The organism is Legionella israelensis, assembly GCF_004571175.1.
Lineage (GTDB): Bacteria > Pseudomonadota > Gammaproteobacteria > Legionellales > Legionellaceae > Legionella_D > Legionella_D israelensis.
In genome coordinates, this window is the sequence record NZ_CP038273.1 from 1,321,790 (window position 1) to 1,341,308 (window position 19,519).

Consider the following 19,519-nt stretch of genomic DNA (forward strand, 5'->3'; position numbering starts at 1 on the left):
CGCACCTAACCGTTAACCTTCCAGGAGGTTTTTATTTCTGATTTTATTTTGCAGCTGAATGATCCCATACAATAAAGCCTCAGCTGTTGGAGGGCAACCTGGCACATAGACATCCACAGGAACAATACGATCACAGCCTCTGACTACGGAATAAGAATAGTGATAATAACCACCTCCATTAGCACAGGATCCCATTGAAATGACCCATCTTGGCTCAGGCATTTGATCATAAACCCTTCGAAGTGGTGGAGCCATTTTATTACACAAGGTTCCCGCTACAATCATGACATCAGATTGTCTTGGACTGGGTCTGAATATAACCCCGAAGCGATCCAAATCATATCGAGCTGCGCCTACATGCATCATTTCGACTGCACAACAGGCTAACCCGAAAGTCATTGGCCACATCGAGCCGCTTCTCGCCCATCCGACAAGTTTTTCAACGGATGTCGTAACAAAACCACTTTTTTGCAATTCTGCAACAGCCATAACCAGCCTCTAAGAAATCAAACCATTTAACGTTTTTGTCAGCAAGATTATTCCCACTCCAAGGCACCTCGTTTCCATTCATAAATAAAGCCTATCACAAGAAGCCCTAAGAATAACATCATCGCGGAAAAGCCAAACCAGCCGATCTTACGCAATGCTAATGCCCAAGGGAAGAAAAATGCTGTCTCTAAATCGAAAATAATAAAAAGCAAAGCAACCAAGTAAAATCGCACATCAAAAGGCATTCGTGCATCTTCATACGCTCCAAAACCACATTCATAAGGGGCGTTTTTGGCCGCATCGGGGTTGTGTTTGGCCAGCATTGAGCCGCCACCCAACATAAGCAGGCCCAGAGCCAATGCAATGAGAATAAAAACAAGAACAGGTAAATATTGAGATAACATTTGCCACCTTATTCATTTTTAAATGGTGCCGAAGGCCGGACTCGAACCGGCACAGCATTACGCCACCGCCCCCTCAAGACGGCGTGTCTACCAATTCCACCACTTCGGCAATGTTTTAGGGCTTGTTAAATCTTCACTCGGCTGGCGAAGGTGTCACAAAACCTGAAATTAATTGTTATTGTTGTCACTGTCAACCGGTACAGGAATAGTGTCCGCAGGAGTACTGGTTTGTTGAGGAACAGCCTGTTGCTCCACCTGATGATAGCGTGTGGCCACCATATAGGATAGGGTCAAACTGGTGACAAAAAAAATCATCGCCAGAGCACCTGTTAACTTGAACAGAAATCCTCCTGTGCCGTGGCTGCCAAAAACTGTATTGGAAGCTCCAGAACCGAATGCAGCGCCGATCTCTGCACCTTTGCCATGCTGGATAAGCACAAGAGCAATTAAGGCGATTGCTACCAATACATGAGTCATTAATATCAATTGATACATTTCACAATTTCCACAAATTTTTCTGCATTTAATGATGCACCACCCACAAGGCCACCATCAATATCTGGCATTGCAAACAATCCCTGAGCATTTTGCTCATTCAAACTACCACCATACAAAATCGGCAACTGAACTGCATCTTCTGTATTTAATTCAGAAATAAGTTTTCTGATGAAATGGTGTACTTCCTGTGCCTGTTCCGGCGTAGCCGTTTTACCTGTACCGATTGCCCAAACCGGCTCATAAGCCACTATGGCACTTTTAAAACAATGATTATTATTTTTTGCAACAGCCAGGATCTGTTTGGCAATAACCTCTTCTGTTTGTTGAAGTTCACGCTCTTTGAGCGTTTCTCCCACACAAAGAACAGGTATCATATCATGTTCTTTCACGTGGTGGAATTTCTGAGCAACAAAATTTTCATCTTCATTAAACAAATGGCGTCTTTCCGAATGCCCCACCAGCACGTGCCGACATTGAAAATCCTTTAACATTGATGCCGATATTTCTCCAGTATAAGCTCCACAATCGGCAGGATAGACGTTTTGCGCGCCTATGAAAATCGGACTGTCTGCCAAAATACGATGGATCATCTCCAGATAAAGAGACGGCGGAAAAACAATACAAGTCACCTCCATTAATTCACTTAATTCTGCTTTCAAGCATTCGCTTAGATGGGACAGTTGCTGGCTTTGGCCGTTCATTTTCCAGTTTCCAGCTATTATTTTTTGTCTCATGAGTTTTCTGTCTCTGCTTCTCGCTTTCTTTGCAGCGGAATATACCGAATCCCAGAGAAGATGTGTAGTGCTCAGTTGCATTTTTATAAATTAAATTTATAAAAGCGAAACTTTATGATATTTATTGAACGAGCAATACCATTAAATGCCAAAAAACGAATACTGGACTTTACCAGTACAATTTTCTCTTGTGATCCTTTGACAATTGGATAAAATCAAACAAATGGGCATTACAGGGAGAATAGGGACATGCGAAAACTCATTAAGCAATATATTCATTTCCTGACCAAGTTATCCTTTCCTTTTTCGGGAGAATCTTTAGAAGAAATTCTTAACCTTTCCCTTCCGCTAACGGTTAATACCCTGCCTGTTGAACTTCAGCCACATGCAAAAGCCCTCAATCAAATTTTTCAATTATGTACAACATTAAAACAAAAAAAACAAATATTGATTGACAAACAAGGATTAGATGAAGAATTAAAGCAAAAGGGACAAGCCATTAAGCATTGTCAGGAGGAAATAAGCAAACTGAACCTTGCACTCGTTGAGCAGGAAAAAAACCTTCAATCGCAATATGAAGAGATTGAAAATGAATACTACAAGTATACATGCATCACCGAGCCACTTATAGCCCGTACGGCGTTCATAGATACAAAAAGCCAAATTCGGAGAATCCATGAAATCCATAAAGAAGTAAAGAAGAATTTGCAAAAAATAAGGCATTTGCAAGCACGAAAAACATTGCTTCAACAACAGCAAAAACGTGAAGAACACATCTGCAAATTGCATCAATACGGCCTGAGTTCAGCAAGTCATTTTCTCGATGATTTTGAATCACTGATATCCGGGATAAAGAAAGAAAACGATGCTTTAATCCTGGCAGGACAACAATTGCAAGATTGTCAAAAGCATCTGGCTTATCATCTTTCAAAAGATAATATTGATAAAAATATAGAACAATTGCAGCAATTACTGATAGATCTGAAAAAACAACTGTTAGAAGAGAATAAAGAAGATGAAGATTTATCAGAAGAGAGCAAACAAGCTCTGCAGAGCAAATTTTCTCAATTTGCTAACCCACAAAGCTTGCTTGAAGATAAAAATGCACAACTGACCAACTTAACTTCTTACTTCAGTTTTTCCGGTTGGTATGAATGGGTATCGAATACAACCAGCGACTTTCAAAATAAGCAGCAACACCTTAAAGAGGAAATACATTTTCTAGAACGATTAAACCGGCAGAGAACACTGCAGCAAAAAATAATAGCCACTGAAAAAAGCATAGAGCGTTTATCCGATCTTTTAGGTAATGAATCAGAACACTCCAGCGAGCTCGTCTCACTGGCAAAAACCATGGAAGACGGTTATTCCCTATTGAAAGCTCTGCATGAAAAATATGGCCCTCTTTTGCCCATTCAGGAAGCTCATTCCCCGACCCATTTATTTGCTGATTTGATCATGTCCATCTCAGCGACTGAAAATTTGGCCGATATAAAATCAAATACATTAGCGACGCTTTATGAAGTTAAAAAACTCAATGAAGCCATTACTGTCCTCCGTTTACAGCACAACGTCATAGAAGCTCATGAGAATGATTCGATTGAATTATTAGAACTCAGAATCAACTCTGAGGAAAAAAATGAAATCCTGCTATCAGAATTGGAAAACTCCTGTATAAAATACCTAAGAAAAGTAGAGAATTATGAGCAGATTAACCAGGAGATTGAGCTTAAGAAATCCACACAAATCAAATTAAAATCATCCATTCAATATCTGAAAAAAGAGATACAGGACATTGAAAAACTGAAAGTTCAAAGTAAAGTGATCGAGCAAGACATAGAAAACAGCCTGCAGCAGCTTGGCAAGCTCCCATCTTTCAGTGAAAATGATTATGCGTCCAGCCACGAATTAACGTTAAATACCGTTCATTTCGAACAGCTTAATGAATGGCATGCAAAAATCATGCACCACATGAACCTTTCCGAAGAGTTAAAAGAATGGTATGAATCATTGTTTATTCATCTAAGTCTTCTATTGCGGGACAAAAAATTCTTTCATCAAGCCTTCCATTTGCTGAGGGATATTCATTTTGAGCTTGAATACCCTGAAAATATAGAGTTTACCGTCCTTAAACAGTATAAAACCTTATGCCCAAATCCAGCACACGACCTTGATCTTTTATTGCAATTAAAACCACAATGGCCCATTGACGCTCCATCAAAAAGATTAAAAAACAAAAAAATAGAAGGAGTTATTCAGACACTTTCAGATAAATGCAAGGAACTTAGAAGCAGGGAACATGAGCGGGAAGCGGAACTTTTATCTCAAGCGACAAACACGCTGTATCATCGTGCCTTGGCTGGAGAAAACAATGAAGGCATTGACACTATTAAATTAATGGATGACTCACGTTATGATTGTTTAAAAAAACATCGAGGTCTGTTAAAAATATGGCAGAAAGTAGAAAATGCAGTTCATTCCCTGATATCGAAAATTTGGCATCGACCATCTCCTTCAGTCCTGAATCGCTCTTGCTTTTTCAAAACAGACTCACAAAAGTTGTTGGAAAAAGCCGAACATGAGCTTAATCAGTGGCTTCCCCATACCGTTAGTAACCTATAACTGCATGCGATTTTTTAAATTGCTGTTTTTGAGTGAAATAAAGACTTTTCTATATCGGAGATTTGCTCAGATAATTGCTGAGCTTTATCAGCCACTACTTGCTTATCCTTACCTTCAACCATAACACGTAAAATAGGTTCAGTGCCTGAAGGTCGAAGAAGTACACGCCCCTGGCCATTTAAACTGGCTTGTATAGCATTAACGGCTTCGGTAACTAAAGAATCTGCAGCCAATTGTTGAGCTTTTTCCGTTTTCAAATTGATCAATGATTGAGGACAAAGGGTAATGCCTTCTAATAATTCACTAAGCGATCTCTGCTGTCTTATCATGATGGCTAATACCTGTAAGGCCGCAACAATGCCATCGCCTGTCGTGGTTTTATCCAAACAAACAACATGGCCTGAGGATTCTCCACCAATTTTCCAGTCTTTTTCACGTAAAGCTTCCAGAACGTAACGGTCGCCTACCTTGGTACGGATAAAAGGAATATCAAGCTCTCTCAATGCACTTTCCAAGCCATAATTACTCATTAGAGTACCAACAACACCACCATGCAATAATCCTTTTTGATATCGGTCTTTGGCAATAATGTATAGAATCTGATCACCATCTACCAGCTGGCCGTCTGCATCTACCAGAATTACTCTATCTCCATCGCCATCCAAAGCTATACCAATATCTGCTTTAACCTGTAATACTTTCTGTCTTAAAGCTTCTGGAGAAGTCGAACCACAAGACTGGTTAATATTGAAACCATCCGGCTTCTCTCCTATGGTTTTTACCTCAGCGCCTAGCTCCACAAAAACATTGGGTGCAATATGATAAGTTGCACCATTAGCACAATCAACAACGATTTTTAAACCAGATAAGCGAGTCAGTGAGGGAATGGTGGATTTGCAAAATTCAATATATCGACCGGCCGCATCATTGATACGACTGGCTTTACCCAATTGAGAAGATGGAACGGTTTGCAGAGGTTTATCAATTTCTTCTTCAATGGCAAGTTCCACCTTATCAGGCAGCTTGGTACCATCAGCCTGAAAAAATTTAATGCCATTGTCCTGAAACAAATTGTGTGAAGCACTGATGACAATTCCGGCATTAGCTCGTAAGGTCTGTGTTAAATAGGCAATTGCAGGTGTTGGCATCGGACCCAATAAAGCCACATCGACCCCTGCAGCTGACAAACCTGCTTCCAGTGCCGATTCCAGCATGTAACCGGAAACACGTGTATCTTTGCCGATAACCACTTTTTTTCGATGGCCATTGGCCAACACACGCCCAACAGCCCATCCCAATTTCAATACAAATTCCGGGTTAACGTTTGATAAACCAACTTGGCCGCGAATGCCATCCGTACCAAAATACTTACGTTGATTCATATTCTTTTTCCTTCTTGATTCCAACACTTCCGGCATTACTGATAGCTTCCATCATCAACAGTGCCTGGTGCGTCTCATCCACATCATGAGTTCTTATCAGGCTGACACCCTTAAGTGCCGCATATAAGGTAGCAACGACACTACCTATCATACGCTGGCTAACGTCTCTGGAGAGCACGGAACCAATCGTATTTTTACGAGAAACACCCAGTAATAAAGGCAATTTGAACTCAGCCAGCCTATCGATTTGTTTTATTAACTGTAAATTATGCTCAACCCGTTTGCCAAAACCAAACCCAGGGTCAAGAATTAATCGCGATTTATCTATTCCAGCACTTAGGCAGGCTGAAATGCGTTCGCTAAAAAACCACCTCAATTCTTCCATGATGCCATCAGGATAACATGGATTGTTCTGCATGATCCTGGGAGTTTCCTGCATATGCATAAGACATATTGGCACAGAACTTTGTGAAAGCACATCAAGCGCATGTGTTGCTCTTAGCGCGCAGACATCATTAACCATTCCTGCGCCCGCTGCCAATGCTTGTTTCATGACTTGTGGCTTAGAAGTATCGATAGAAATACAATGCTCAGTGATTTGGCAAAGTTTTTCTATGACCGGGATGACGCGAGACAATTCCTCATCTTCTGAGACAGGCTCTGCTCCCGGACGCGTCGACTCCCCCCCTATATCGATGATATCCGCGCCTTGAGCAATCATTTCCTCTGCACGTCGGCAGGCTTTATCTACGGAAAAATATAAGCCACCATCGGAGAATGAATCCGGAGTCACATTCAAAACCCCCATGATGAGAGGCCTTTGCCAATCATTGGATAAATACCGATTCGTGCTCCTGCCGCACCAACGAATGAACTGTTCTGGACTCACGAATTTAACCCTTTAAATTCATATGGGATGATTAATGCTCACTTGCCGGATCTTCGGCGGAGCCGCCACTGACATCTGATACTGATGCATTGTAATCGCTATCGTCCTTATCCAGTTTTCTGGCCGCTTCCCAGTCAGGCGGAGGAGAAGGATGCTTGCCATCCATAATATCTTGGATTTGCTTAATATCGATGGTTTCGTATTTTATTAAGCCTTCAGCCATCATGTGCAGTTTTTCAATGTTTTCTGTTAGTATTTCTTTGGCTCGACGATAATTACGACTGATGATTTCACGCACTTCTTCATCAATTTGTTGTGCAGTGCTGTCAGATACTTCCTTATGCTGACTCACCGGACGACCCAGGAACACTTCGCCTTCTTCTTCGCCAAACGTCAAAGGACCCAGCTTAGATAATCCCCAGTGCGTCACCATTTTACGAGCGATTTCGGTCGCGCGGGTAATATCATTTGATGCGCCTGTCGTGACACTCTCCGGACCAAAAATTAACTCTTCTGCAATTCGGCCACCAAAAAGGCTGGACAATTGGCTCTCTAAACGCCGTTTGCTGTGACTATAACGATCCTGCTCAGGTAAAAACATGGTTACTCCCAATGCTCTACCACGAGGAATAATGGTCACCTTGTAAACCGGATCATGTTCCGGCACCAGTAATCCGACAATAGCATGTCCTGCTTCATGATAAGCAGTAAGTTTTTTCTCATTATCATCCATTACCATAGAACGTCTTTCTGCACCCATCATGATTTTATCTTTTGCTTTATCAAGCTCTATCATGCTGACTTTCCGTTTATTGGCTCGGGCAGCAAAAAGGGCTGCTTCATTGACAAGGTTGGCCAGATCAGCTCCTGAGAAGCCGGGAGTGCCGCGGGCAATAGGCAAAACATCCACATCCGATTCAATCGGCACTTTTCTAAGATGAACCTTAAGGATCTGTTCACGCCCTCGGATATCGGGCAAGGGAACAACCACTTGCCGGTCAAAACGACCAGGGCGAAGCAGAGCGGGATCCAATACGTCCGGACGGTTAGTAGCAGAAACCACGATAACTCCCTCATTGCCCTCAAAACCATCCATTTCAACCAGCAATTGATTTAAAGTTTGTTCACGTTCATCATGACCACCACCAAGACCCGCACCACGGTGCCGACCAACCGCATCAATTTCATCAATGAAAATAATGCAGGGAGCATGTTTCTTAGCTTGCTCAAACATATCACGCACGCGAGAAGCACCCACCCCGACAAACATTTCCACAAAATCGGAACCGGAAATAGTGAAAAACGGTACCTTTGCCTCACCAGCGACAGCTCGGGCCAATAAAGTCTTACCGGTACCAGGCGGACCCACAAGCAATACGCCGCGGGGAATGCGTCCACCTAAATTCTGGAACTTAGAGGGGTCTCTGAGAAAATCAACCAATTCTTTTACTTCCTCTTTGGCTTCTTCCACACCAGCCACATCAGAGAATGTCACTTTAACCTGATCTTCTCCCAAAAGGCGGGCACGTGAACGACCAAAAGACATTGCACCCCGTCCACCACCGCCTTGCATTTGGCGCATAAAAAATATCCACACACCAATAAGCAATAACATAGGAAACCAGTTGATGAACAGATGCAGCAAGAAGCTTTCCTGTTGTTTTTCCTGACCACTGACCTCTATATTATTTTTCAGAAGATCGCCGAGAAGGGCATTGTCCTGCATAGGTATATAGGTTACAAAGCGCTTGTTGTTTTTGGTCACCCCTTTAATAACCTTATTGTCTTCTATGGTTACTGAATTCACCATACCCTGATCAATTTCTTTAAGAAACTGACTATAAGGAATTTTTTCAGAAGCCGCATGGCGAGGACCAAAATTACTGAATACTGAAACCAGTACGATTGCAATAATCAGCCATAAAAATAAATTCTTTACCATGTCATTCAAAGCAATAACCTCATTTATGACGTATTTCTACGATTTAAAAAATGATAAAACATACTTACTACAAATTATAGCCCTTCGCCAGCAAATAGGTTTCTCTGGAGCGAGATCGTGAGGCAGAAGGTTTACGTATCACTACCTTATTAAATTGTTGCCGTGCTTTTTTCACTAATTCATCAAAACCTGAGCCATGAAAAAGCTTAATAAACATTGCTCCCCCAGGTTTTAACATTTTTTCCGCAAAATCAAAAGCAAGTTCTGCCAGATACATAGCACGAGGGATATCAATAGCGGCATTTCCACTCAAATTGGGCGCCATGTCTGAAAGCAATAAATCCACACTCTTTTCCGGTATTGATTGAATTAGACGTTCAAAAACTTCATCCTCACGAAAATCACCCAAAATAAATTCCACATCCGGCAAGGCATCCATAGGCAAAATATCTAAGGCAATGATTGTTCCTGTTCCTGCCAGTTTTTGCGAGACATATTGTGTCCAGCCACCTGGCGCAGCACCCAGATCCACCACAGTTTGCCGCGGCTTTAACAGATTTTCTTTTTCATCCACTTCTTTCAGTTTGTATACGGCACGACTTCGATAGCCTTCCACCTGAGCTTTTTTTACATAAGCATCATCAAAATGCTCTTTTAACCAGCGCTTACTGCTTTTTGAACGAGACATAACCACATTATAAAAGGATAACTATAAAAATGATACTTAATTTATCTACCTTTTCCCATAAAAACGTGCAATAATTTGGCATTTTAGCATGGATCACCGTTGTGGATACATCATTTAAACAAAATCTCAAAGCACAAGCTCATCATTTAAAGCCAGTGGTCATTATAGGAGCGAAAGGGCTAACAGACGCGGTGGCCGAGGAAACCGATCATGCTTTGAAGGCTCATGAATTAATTAAAGTTAAAATACAGGGGCTGGAAAAAGGTGACCGACGTCTGCTTGCCGGTAAACTTTGCCAGCAGCTTGAAGCCGAATTGATACAACTTATCGGGAATACGGCAGTCATTTATCGGAAAAATCCTGACTAAACAGACTAAAATTGTCCTCATCATGGTGTCCAAACAAATTGCGCTCCGTGCATAATCAATATGTGCTACACTTTTTAAAGAAAGATTACATGGAGAGTAACATGGCGAATAATAATTCCAGCAACTTTGTCGCAATTGTAGCTATTGTCGTTATTGTCCTTTTGGCTGCATTTGTCCTTTATTATTTATTTCGTAGCCCGAGTCCTGTACCACCTGCTACCACCCCTGAAACAAACGTTCAGGTAAAACTCCCGGATGCACCTGATGAGGTTCTCGATAATGTAACCACGAAACAAGGCGATAAGAACGGAGGCAGTTAATCCTCATCGGCCTTTTACTGTGCCTTTTTCATTTTAATAAATTCTAAACCGTGTGTTTATACCTTTTCTTTTTTGTACCTCCTGAGAAAAAGCGTATACTTACATGATGTTCGGCTTTGTTTTAAATGGCAAATGACCTCATATCCATTTCATGGTATACATTGACAGGCCATGAAAGGTTTCCATGCATGCACAAAGGATGACTTTTCAGCAAAGACAGAGCAAATCAGCGAGCGGGAATTCGAAAAGTGTATACACTGCGTTATAGCGTTAATTTGCCTTTATATTACAATATATTTGAGAAGTTATAAGGATGATTCATGATTTACGATAATATTCTTACCACCATTGGAAAAACCCCCATTGTAAAGATCAACCGACTCGCACAAGATCTGGACTGTGAGTTATATGCCAAATGTGAATTCTTCAACCCCGGGGGCTCAGTTAAAGATCGCATTGCCTTTGAAATGATAAAAAATGCTGAACAAAGTGGCCGTATCAAACCAGGTGATACACTGATTGAACCCACTTCTGGCAATACCGGTATAGGCATTGCCTTAGCTGGTGCAGTAATGGGTTATAAGGTCATCATCACCATGCCTGAGAAAATGAGCCAGGAAAAGCAGGTTGTTCTGGAGCGCCTGGGAGCTACCATTTATCGCACACCGACAGAGGCAGCCTGGAATGATCCAGATAGTCATATTTCCATCGCTAAAAAATTGGAGAAAGAACTGCCAAACGCCCACATTCTTGATCAATACGCCAATCCAGATAATCCTAATGCTCACTATTATCACACAGCACAGGAAATCATTGATGATTTTGGCGATGAACTTGATATGGTGGTGATGGGTGTGGGCACTGGTGGCACCATTACTGGAATCGCTCGAAGGCTCAAAGAGCATCATCCTTCCGTAAAAATCATTGGCATTGATCCTGTAGGCTCTATTCTTGGAGGCGGAAATGAAATAGAACCCTATCATGTCGAAGGCATAGGCTATGATTTCTTTCCAGAGGTTCTCGACAATACACTAGTTGATCAATACATTAAAACCACCGATGCAGATTCTTTTCACATGGCAAGGCAATTAATCCATGAAGAAGGGCTTTTGGCAGGAGGTTCCTCTGGCGCTGCCATGTGGGGAGCATTACAGGCAGCTAAAACACTAAGCACTGGCCAAAAATGTTTGGTCATACTTCCCGACTCTATTCGCAATTATTTATCAAAATTCGTCAATGATGAATGGATGAAGGAACAAGGATTTTTATAATCAGACCTAGCCGCTCCCTATTTACAGGATGAGGTACTAGATAGAGGCGCGATGAGGGGTTGGACTTATATGCTCTTCCACTGCAGCAAACAGTTTCTCTTGAGAGATCTGACCAACTCCGACTGCTCGGGCTAATGCATCTATCAAGTCCTGATGATCTTTGGGAAGGGCCTTTTCGACAGACTGGTTTTCCTCGGCAGGCAGTCTTTGCCAACGGGTCTGGATAGTATCAATGAAAGCTTGATTTCCATGTTCCAGACCGACTTTAACAGGTATTTCTGAGTCCTCACTATAACTCATGATGGAAATATACAGGTCTAATAAATCCTTTTTGCTTAATTCACCGTCCACAACTAAAGCTTCCAGCCGCTTTTGAGTATCCTCATATAAATTCAATATGCCTTGCTCGTTTTCAGCAATTTTTTCAGTAACTTCTGTTATAGATGGATCCTGTTTCTCAAGTTCTCGTGGATTAACTTTACGAGCTTGTCGTTGAGTTACAGATTTAAAACGTTCAGGATTTTTTAATTTTGGGAAATAATATTGACCGTTGAGCTGAATTTGCACAAGCGGCTTACCAGAAACTTCTGCCTTTTTATTATATTGCAAACGTGAGGGCAGTTCTTTATGAGCTTCTTTAACAGAAAGCTGGACAGGGACATCCAAAACACTTGCCAGTGCGGCCATACATACTTTATGGATTGGAGTGCCTGGCAGGCGCATATCTTGCAAAGAGCTTTTTCCTTTCTTGGCTTCAATAAACGCATCACGGTACAAGTCGGGGTGTTTAAGCATCTCATCAACCGCCATTTGGCGTAATACGAATGCCATGGTATTCAAAAGCTCTGGCTTACCTACACCTAAGTTGTTCGTTTCACATAAAAAATTCATGTGATCAGTGACAGTCATTAAGCCGCGTAATTTGAATTCTGGATAATAAAGATAGTATTGAGATAAAAATCTTTTCAAGACAGGATCAAAACGACGGGAAGAAGTATAAAATCCATCGACAATGGCTGCAGCCATCGCTCGAAAACCGCTGTCGTTGACATCACCCACATCGATGAACGAGCCATAATTTGTCTTTGTTTTGCTATGCGCTGATTTTAATCTACTGCCAAAAAAGGTTTGTAATGTTTGTGCATTGGAATTGGACATGGCTGTCTCCCATGCTTGTCTAATGATTTCATTCTACTGCACTTAAATTAAGGAAATATTAACAATTAATTTACAATTTAGTGTCATTTTATTGCGAAAAAGAATGATTTATGCACAATATGCACGAATAAAATCAAGGATCTTCTGATAAAAAGTATTATCCCAAAGATTATTGTGTCCACGATCAGTAAATGAAATCATGAGTTTCGGTTCAACAGCCTTTTCAAAAAGCGTCTTGCCTTCTTCAAAAGGCACCACTCTGTCTTGCTTGCCATGCAAGATCAGCAAGGAGGCATTTATTTTGTCAATTCGTTTTAAAGAATCATATTTATCCCAGGGACTGAATGGAAACCAGGGATAATGAAAACGGGCAAGTCCTTTCAGAGAGGTCATGGGTGACTGCAATATAACAGCGCAAACAGGAAGCTTAGCTGCCAAATAAGTGGCGACACCACTGCCGATAGATTCACCGTATAAAACCATCTCCTGTGGTGTTAGACCGCGTTGTAACAAAAATTGTATGGCTGCCTCTCCATCCATATAAAAGCCTTTTTCACTGGGTCGTCCTGCATTGCCACCATAACCACGATATTCAACCAGCAATACACCAAACCCGGCATCCATCAATTTTCGAGCAATGGGCATTCGATAACCAATGTGTCCGGCATTCCCATGAAGATAAATCACCGTTGGTAAATTATCTTCTGCCGCCTTATACCAGGCCAATAGCGATAAATCGTCGGCCGTTTGCAACTTTATTTTTGACATATCATTGGCTTGGAAATCGCCTCGTTGTGGTGTTATTTTTGCAGGAAGATAAATAAATGAGCGTTGCAAACCATAAAGGATAGCTATAAACAATAATATAATTACTAGTATCCAGCCGATTTCTTTTAACATGGCTTTTATAAAATGATCAAAGTAAGGTATAAGTATGATGGTTATCATCAGAATAAGTCAAACAACAGGAGCCACTATGAAGGATGAAAAAGAAGATTTGGCTCGTATTAAAGAATTGCTGACACGTACAACGGAGTTCGTTGCTTATTTTGAATTGGTTGAAGCCAAAATGAGAGAGTGGCAGCAAACCATTGAGCAAGAGAAACAAACCCATCTTAAACAACACCAGGAACAAACACAGTCTCTGCGTCAAGAGTTGGATGCTTTACATCAGCTGCTTTCGCAAACCGGTATGGATCATTTTCGCCAGTCAATAACCACAACGCTGTCACAAGGTGAAAAACAGCTTAAATCTTTACAAGCCAAAGGCGAGAAACTTGTCGAGAATATGAATTTACAATTGGAACATTTTAATCAATTTACCGAGCAAGGTATTGAAAAAATACAAAATTATACATCGGAAGCCATCACACGCTTTGACACAAAACTTTCTCAATATGATGTGAATGAGTTTCATCGTATCGTGGACGAAAGTTGTTTGCATATTGAGCATTTTTCTCAAAATGCGATAAACAAAAATAAACATCTGTTAAAATCACTGCAATGGCGATTTTTACTGCTTGCCATTATTACAACCTTGTTAACGACCTTTGTCATTGGGTTATATGTCAGCGATGAAATGCCTTGGGAAACGCATCAACAGGCAATGAATGAGAGGCAGGCCGGACGCGTATTATTGCAGGCATGGCCGCATTTATCTCATCAGGAGAGAATTAAAATCTTAAAACATGAAACAGCTTCCAATGGATAACTGGCTATATGGCTTTATTGCCTGCGCCGTCGCAGTAACTATCCTTGCCTACTTACCCCGATGGATCAGACGTTACCGTTTATGGCGATGGCGAAACCATTTGTCTTTGGATCTTCATCAACGAGTTTATCAGCAGTTATATGAAACAGTGAATGGTTATGCTTTGTCTCTGGAAGCTCGTAAAGCGAATGATGCCATGGAATATGTATATGGAGAAATCAAATTTCTACCCTTTATCGCCTTATTAAGTCTTGTCTCTTTGAATAAGGATACGGTTTTCTATGATTTGGGTAGCGGCACCGGAAAGGCTGTCCTTGCCTGTGCCATGGTTTTTTATCCTCATAAATGTTGTGGAATAGAGCATTTTGAAAATTTGTACCAAACTGCCTGTCTACAACAGGAAAAATTAAGTCAATTACCTCTTTATCAGGAAAAAGCTCGGTCTATTCATTTTTATCATGCCAATTTTCTTGAGTTTGATTTAACGGATGCGAATGTTATTTTTATTAATGCTACCTCTTTTTTTGGCGAAACCTGGGAAAAACTAAATGAACGACTGGACTCACTGGCTCATTGCCATACCGTTATCACTACCAGCAAACCCTTACTGTCTAAATGTTATAAATTGGTGATGAGCACTAAGTTGGAAGTGAGTTGGGGCCTTGTCTCTGCTTACATTCATAAGCGCAAGTCATTGGCCAAAGATTAACCGACATTTGTTTTAGGTCTCATACGGAGTAACACTCCTTTAGCCACATAAAAGGCATCAATATCTTTTATGTTGAACTCATGTTAATTAAACTGCCCCGCCACCATTACAAAAATGTCATTTTAAATTAAACCAGTCACTTGAAAACATTGAATAATTTCAATAGCCGACTATACTAATATTTAAAATGGCGTGGACAATTATCCAATTCAATCTCACCTGATGTGTCATGGTGATGAGAAACAAATTAATAAAGCGGAACTACTGAGGTGGGGCATGATAAAATCAGAACTCATTGAAAAAATTGCGGCTCAAATGACACATCTTCCTGAAAAACAAATTGCCAACGCCATAAATCACATTCTCGAGTTGATGAGCAAGTCTCTTGTTGCCGGACAGAGGATCGAGATCCGGGGGTTTGGCAGCTTTTCCTTACGTTATCGCCCACCACGAAATGCCCATAACCCCAAAACCGGAGAAAAAGTAATCACCGAGGCGAAATACAGTCCTCATTTCAAGCCTGGCAAAGAATTACGTGAACGCGTGAATGAATCACGTTCTCAGCGTCCATTGGAAGAATAGATTATTCCAGGAAAAAATACCTCTAACCTTCCATGAGGCTTGAGCAACATAGTATCCATGCTGCATATAATATGCATCAGGCAAAATAATATCAATCAAGTACGTGGTAGAGTAACTCCTTTCTGACCTTGATACTTGCCACCGCGATCCCGATATGAGACGGCACAGACTTCATCAGACTCCAAAAAAAGCATCTGTGCAACACCTTCATATGCATAAATTTTTGCCGGCAAAGGAGTGGTGTTGGAAAATTCAAGTGTAACATGTCCTTCCCATTCCGGCTCCAGGGGTGTCACGTTGACAATAATCCCGCAGCGGGCGTAGGTCGATTTTCCCAGACAAATGGTCAATACATTACGGGGAATTCGGAAATATTCAATGGTACGGGCCAGGGCAAAAGAATTTGGCGGAATAATGCAAACATCGGACTCAACATCCACAAAGCTGTTGGCATCAAAGGCTTTGGGATCGACAATAGCAGAATTTATATTCGTAAAAATTTTAAATTCATTTGAACAACGCACATCGTAACCGTAGCTTGATACCCCATAGGAGATAATGCGGCCGTTTTCATTCATCCGCACCTGTTCCTGTTGAAAAGGGGAAATCATGCCATGCTCTGAAGCCATTTTTTCTATCCAACGATCTGATTTTATGGTCACAATATCATTCTCCAAAAAATAAATTCATTAAAAGCCTGGGCTGAACGATTCAAAGATAAACTAGGATCTGTTGGCACTACGGGAGCTCTAGGTACCGAGGACGAGCCACGGTACGTAAGGACTATAGAGCAAATGTCAACAGGTCTAATAAACGCTTTAAAAATCACAACCAAATTTTCCCCGACTTGATCTATCAACCTTAGGAACTCGACTTTAGCCATTTTTTAGGGATCGAATCCCCGCTACTTGATAGCGAGTCTATACGGAGCTTCGCATAGATACCGCGGTAATTCGTCCCATTCTATTTTCTCAAGTCATCGATTTAAAGCAACTTTGATAAATATAACGGTGCGCTTCTATGGTCTTTAATCTATTGCTTTCCTTTACTTGAAAAATGGCTAAAGTCCAGAGGAACTCAAGATTAAAAAATTGTATAAAATTACATCAAATGGTGCAAGGAGGTCTATATGCTCTTAATTATTTCAAACAACCAGGACATATGCCATAGATATTTAAAGCGTGATCTGTCATTTTAAATTGCGCATGTTCGGCAATCATGCGCTGACGTTCTTCAATGATGTCATCAACAAATTCTTCTACTCGACCACATTTAACACAGACCAGATGATCATGATGTTCCCCCTGACTCAACTCAAAAACAGAATGTCCGCCTTCAAAATTATGACGTGCCACTAAACCTGCCGCCTCAAACTGGGTCAATACACGGTATACTGTAGCCAAACCTACATCCTCCCCCATTTCCAGCAAAGCCTTATAAATATCTTCTGCACTTAAATGGCGCTCGCGGGTTTGCTCAAGTATTTGCAAAATTTTTAATCGAGGTAAAGTGATTTTTAACCCTGCCTCTTTTAATTGCTGGCTTTCTTGCACAAAGGCTCCTCTTATTAAATGATTCGAAATACAGGTGTCTTTCTCCATCTGGCATGTTATTATGGCCGAATTTTTATATGCAGGCAAAAAAAATGCGAATTCGATTTCTTTTTATTGTATTTTTTCTGATACTGGGCTTATCTCATTGCGCATCCTATGATTTTTCAAGGCGAACCGTTCAACAGGGTAACCTGCTGCCACAATCGAAGATTGACCGCTTAAAGATTGGCATGAGCAAAAACAGTGTTGCCATTTTAATGGGAACCAGCCTTTTAAGCCCTGTCTTTAATAACAATCGTTGGGATTATGCCTACTCTATACGTAAAGGCAGCAGTAAAACCCTGGTACGTAATCTTCGGCTTTATTTTAAAAACGATACATTAGTAAAAATAGAGCATTATCCTTGATGCAAGTAACCCTGTGTGGTATTTGCAGCCTGCCTTAATCAGGCAAAATCTTCCTTTGCCCAAATAAAACCAATTGTCGTCATTGCGAGCAATGACGTCTTATTGTTTATGCTTTAAGTGGTATGATTTTGCCCTGCCGGCTCAATGAATTCTGTCGAAAATTTCACTACTTCGGTATATACTTTATCATCAGTGTCTCAGGGAGGAAGGCTTATCATGAATTGGAGTCAATATCAGGGAAACATTTCCAACACCGGTTTTATCCCCCGTCGAACCGAACCAGCGATCAATCCTTCATGGACCTTACAAACAAGCCCCATCGGTTATGCTTCCCCAAGCATCGGCCTTGAGGGTGATATCTATCTCGGCTCCCTTGATGGACAGCTTTTTGCGATAAGTCCTGATGGCTTCATTCGTTGGAAAAAAGAGTTAATGCCCGGATTAGGACACACTAAAATCACCGCATCTGCGGCCGTGGACCATGAAGGAAATGTTTACGTCATTGACACTTTCGCACGCCAGGAGGCCGACCACCGTATCGGAGAAACCGATTACCGACAAAAAATTGACAGTAAATTGCATTGTTATGATAAGGACGGCAATAAAAAATGGCAGTTTTCTTTTCCCGATAGCATCGATCCGTATTCAAAAGGCTCGTATACTTTCAGTTCGCCGAAAATACTGGAAAATGAAGCCGGAGAATCCATTATATTTACAACAATGATGACGACGGAAGGCGCAAATACTGTTCATTATATTATTGCCATCGATCAAAGCGGTAATTTGCTGGAACAACAGCAACATTCCAGCTATCCACCTGAAGCGATCACCGGTGGCACGGATTGGGGCGACCTCTGGGATTCCATTTGGGATTTTATAAGTTCACCCGTTGATTTTGATACCTCCGGAATTCCGGGAAGTTCAAGTGCACGGGAACAATACATGAAACTGGTCGGAAGCAGGCCCCCTCCCTCGCTGGCAATTGTAAACTCGCTGCACAATCTGCAGAATCCTGTCATTATTTTTGAAGACGGTGTAAGAACCCTGGCTGCTTATGCATGGCGGAACAGGGATTTACTGCCGATTTGGAAGAGGGCAGACAGAAAATTTCGCTACCGCTCATCTCCGGCAGTTTTTCCCAATGAAACGATTGTTATCGGACAGGAAGATGGCAAAGTCTTGGTTTTTAATGCAGCCGACGGCTCAAATTTATATCATCCCTGGGTAAAAGCGGGAAAAGCAGTGGTTTCTCCTATTGCCAGCTTCGGACGCCAGTTATATGTTTGCGCAATGAATACTTTTTCTGTCATTGACTCCGGTAATGAACTTTACAAAGAAATACATTACCCGAGTTACGAAAAAGTCTTGGCCGCTCCTTCTTTATCAGCTTCCTATTGTTATTTGCTTACAAGCCACGGCTTGTATACACATACTTTCGAAGGAGAAAAACATTCCCGGGCACAAGATTTCCCCGGTGGGGTCTCAACACCAGCCATTGCGAAAAATGGGGGTATTTATGCGGTGGATTTAACGGGTAAGTTATGGGCATTTAACTCAGGAGGAAGCACCAGGAGTAATAGCAGAAGAAAAACGGAGCGAATTCGCGCAAGACGCTCTGTAAATAATCGATAGACAAGCAGGAATTTCACGGCTTGAGCAAAAAAGCACTCTAGAAAAAATTCTCAATTTCAAGCATCCTTATTTTTGCACAGAAAATCAAGAGTCACGTCGGGTTAGTAGAAATATAAGCAATTTTGTACATCTTTCCTTTATACCAATAAAGCTCTTTGTT

Annotated in this window: 21 protein-coding genes and 1 tRNA gene; 9 read left to right on the top strand and 13 right to left on the bottom strand. The window is 41.3% G+C overall.

Going from position 1 to position 19,519, the window contains the following annotated elements:
• Positions 1–12: 12 nt before the first annotated feature.
• The 5 genes from E4T55_RS05800 to tpiA all read right to left on the bottom strand — a co-directional run bounded on the left by E4T55_RS05800 (position 13) and on the right by tpiA (position 2,125).
• A complete protein-coding gene (locus E4T55_RS05800; protein WP_058501262.1) occupies positions 13–489 on the bottom strand; it encodes a NuoB/complex I 20 kDa subunit family protein in 477 nt (158 codons plus the stop codon).
• A 47-nt stretch (positions 490–536) separates the two neighbouring features.
• Positions 537–893 (bottom strand): NADH-quinone oxidoreductase subunit A, encoded by a 357-nt coding sequence (gene ndhC, locus E4T55_RS05805; protein ID WP_058501263.1) that lies wholly within the window; start codon positions 891–893, stop codon positions 537–539.
• A gap of 23 nt (positions 894–916) precedes the next feature.
• A tRNA-Leu gene (locus E4T55_RS05810) sits at positions 917–1,002 on the bottom strand.
• Between the two features lie 59 nt (positions 1,003–1,061).
• Positions 1,062–1,388, bottom strand: a complete 327-nt coding sequence (secG, locus tag E4T55_RS05815) for a preprotein translocase subunit SecG (protein ID WP_058501264.1) — start codon at positions 1,386–1,388, stop codon at positions 1,062–1,064.
• On the bottom strand, positions 1,376–2,125 hold the full coding sequence (gene tpiA, locus E4T55_RS05820; protein WP_058501265.1) for a triose-phosphate isomerase: 750 nt from the start codon (positions 2,123–2,125) through the stop codon (positions 1,376–1,378). Before tpiA ends, secG begins: the two co-directional genes overlap by 13 nt.
• Before the next feature lie 249 nt (positions 2,126–2,374).
• Here tpiA and E4T55_RS05825 point away from each other — a divergent pair, with 249 nt between their 5' ends.
• Positions 2,375–4,747: a coiled-coil domain-containing protein gene (locus tag E4T55_RS05825; protein ID WP_058501266.1), complete on the top strand. Its 2,373-nt coding sequence runs from the start codon at positions 2,375–2,377 to the stop codon at positions 4,745–4,747.
• Between the two features lie 14 nt (positions 4,748–4,761).
• On the opposite strand, the gene glmM is transcribed toward E4T55_RS05825, so the two are convergent.
• From glmM to rlmE, 4 genes are all read right to left on the bottom strand, one after another.
• Entirely contained in the window at positions 4,762–6,129 is a 1,368-nt protein-coding gene (glmM, locus tag E4T55_RS05830; RefSeq protein ID WP_058501267.1) for a phosphoglucosamine mutase, read from the bottom strand.
• Positions 6,116–7,018: a dihydropteroate synthase gene (folP, locus tag E4T55_RS05835; RefSeq protein WP_058501268.1), complete on the bottom strand. Its 903-nt coding sequence runs from the start codon at positions 7,016–7,018 to the stop codon at positions 6,116–6,118. The genes glmM and folP overlap by 14 nt, the downstream gene beginning before the upstream one ends.
• A 31-nt stretch (positions 7,019–7,049) precedes the next feature.
• Positions 7,050–8,960, bottom strand: coding sequence for an ATP-dependent zinc metalloprotease FtsH (gene ftsH / locus E4T55_RS05840; protein ID WP_058501269.1), 1,911 nt, complete (start codon positions 8,958–8,960; stop codon positions 7,050–7,052).
• A 67-nt stretch (positions 8,961–9,027) separates the two neighbouring features.
• The gene (gene rlmE / locus E4T55_RS05845; protein ID WP_058501270.1) at positions 9,028–9,648 is read right to left on the bottom strand and encodes a 23S rRNA (uridine(2552)-2'-O)-methyltransferase RlmE; all 621 of its coding nucleotides are present in this window, start codon (positions 9,646–9,648) and stop codon (positions 9,028–9,030) included.
• 101 nt (positions 9,649–9,749) lie between these two features.
• On the opposite strand from rlmE, the gene yhbY reads away from it, so the two are divergent.
• From yhbY to E4T55_RS05860, 3 genes are all read left to right on the top strand, one after another.
• Positions 9,750–10,016: a ribosome assembly RNA-binding protein YhbY gene (yhbY, locus tag E4T55_RS05850; protein WP_058501271.1), complete on the top strand. Its 267-nt coding sequence runs from the start codon at positions 9,750–9,752 to the stop codon at positions 10,014–10,016.
• Positions 10,017–10,117: 101 nt separating this feature from the next.
• Complete coding sequence (locus E4T55_RS05855) at positions 10,118–10,336, top strand: hypothetical protein (RefSeq protein ID WP_058501272.1); 219 nt, start codon at positions 10,118–10,120, stop codon at positions 10,334–10,336.
• A 320-nt stretch (positions 10,337–10,656) separates the two neighbouring features.
• Positions 10,657–11,607, top strand: a complete 951-nt coding sequence (locus E4T55_RS05860; protein ID WP_058501273.1) for a pyridoxal-phosphate dependent enzyme — start codon at positions 10,657–10,659, stop codon at positions 11,605–11,607.
• Between the two features lie 36 nt (positions 11,608–11,643).
• Here E4T55_RS05860 and E4T55_RS05865 read toward each other — a convergent pair whose 3' ends face one another.
• On the bottom strand, positions 11,644–12,765 hold the full coding sequence (locus E4T55_RS05865; RefSeq protein ID WP_058501274.1) for an OTU domain-containing protein: 1,122 nt from the start codon (positions 12,763–12,765) through the stop codon (positions 11,644–11,646).
• Positions 12,766–12,873: 108 nt separating this feature from the next.
• On the bottom strand, positions 12,874–13,665 hold the full coding sequence (locus tag E4T55_RS05870; RefSeq protein WP_058501280.1) for an alpha/beta hydrolase: 792 nt from the start codon (positions 13,663–13,665) through the stop codon (positions 12,874–12,876).
• Between the two features lie 76 nt (positions 13,666–13,741).
• Between E4T55_RS05870 and E4T55_RS05875 the strand changes: the two genes are divergently transcribed.
• The 3 genes from E4T55_RS05875 (at position 13,742) to E4T55_RS05885 (ending at position 15,767) form a co-directional block, all read left to right on the top strand.
• Entirely contained in the window at positions 13,742–14,476 is a 735-nt protein-coding gene (locus tag E4T55_RS05875; RefSeq protein ID WP_065235976.1) for a hypothetical protein, read from the top strand.
• On the top strand, positions 14,469–15,185 hold the full coding sequence (locus E4T55_RS05880; RefSeq protein ID WP_058501281.1) for a class I SAM-dependent methyltransferase: 717 nt from the start codon (positions 14,469–14,471) through the stop codon (positions 15,183–15,185). The genes E4T55_RS05875 and E4T55_RS05880 overlap by 8 nt, the downstream gene beginning before the upstream one ends.
• 222 nt (positions 15,186–15,407) lie before the next feature.
• The gene (locus tag E4T55_RS05885; protein WP_162262318.1) at positions 15,408–15,767 is read left to right on the top strand and encodes an integration host factor subunit beta; all 360 of its coding nucleotides are present in this window, start codon (positions 15,408–15,410) and stop codon (positions 15,765–15,767) included.
• 95 nt (positions 15,768–15,862) lie between these two features.
• Here the strand turns inward: E4T55_RS05885 and dcd are convergent, their stop codons facing one another.
• Both dcd and fur read right to left on the bottom strand, forming a co-directional pair.
• Entirely contained in the window at positions 15,863–16,429 is a 567-nt protein-coding gene (dcd, locus tag E4T55_RS05890) for a dCTP deaminase (RefSeq protein WP_058501283.1), read from the bottom strand.
• A 477-nt stretch (positions 16,430–16,906) separates the two neighbouring features.
• Positions 16,907–17,320: a ferric iron uptake transcriptional regulator gene (gene fur / locus E4T55_RS05895; RefSeq protein ID WP_058501276.1), complete on the bottom strand. Its 414-nt coding sequence runs from the start codon at positions 17,318–17,320 to the stop codon at positions 16,907–16,909.
• Between the two features lie 92 nt (positions 17,321–17,412).
• On the opposite strand from fur, the gene E4T55_RS05900 reads away from it, so the two are divergent.
• Together E4T55_RS05900 and E4T55_RS05905 are read left to right on the top strand one after the other, a co-directional pair.
• Positions 17,413–17,727, top strand: a complete 315-nt coding sequence (locus E4T55_RS05900; protein ID WP_115325405.1) for an outer membrane protein assembly factor BamE — start codon at positions 17,413–17,415, stop codon at positions 17,725–17,727.
• 216 nt (positions 17,728–17,943) lie between these two features.
• The gene (locus tag E4T55_RS05905) at positions 17,944–19,359 is read left to right on the top strand and encodes a PQQ-binding-like beta-propeller repeat protein (RefSeq protein WP_058501277.1); all 1,416 of its coding nucleotides are present in this window, start codon (positions 17,944–17,946) and stop codon (positions 19,357–19,359) included.
• Positions 19,360–19,519: the final 160 nt, after the last annotated feature.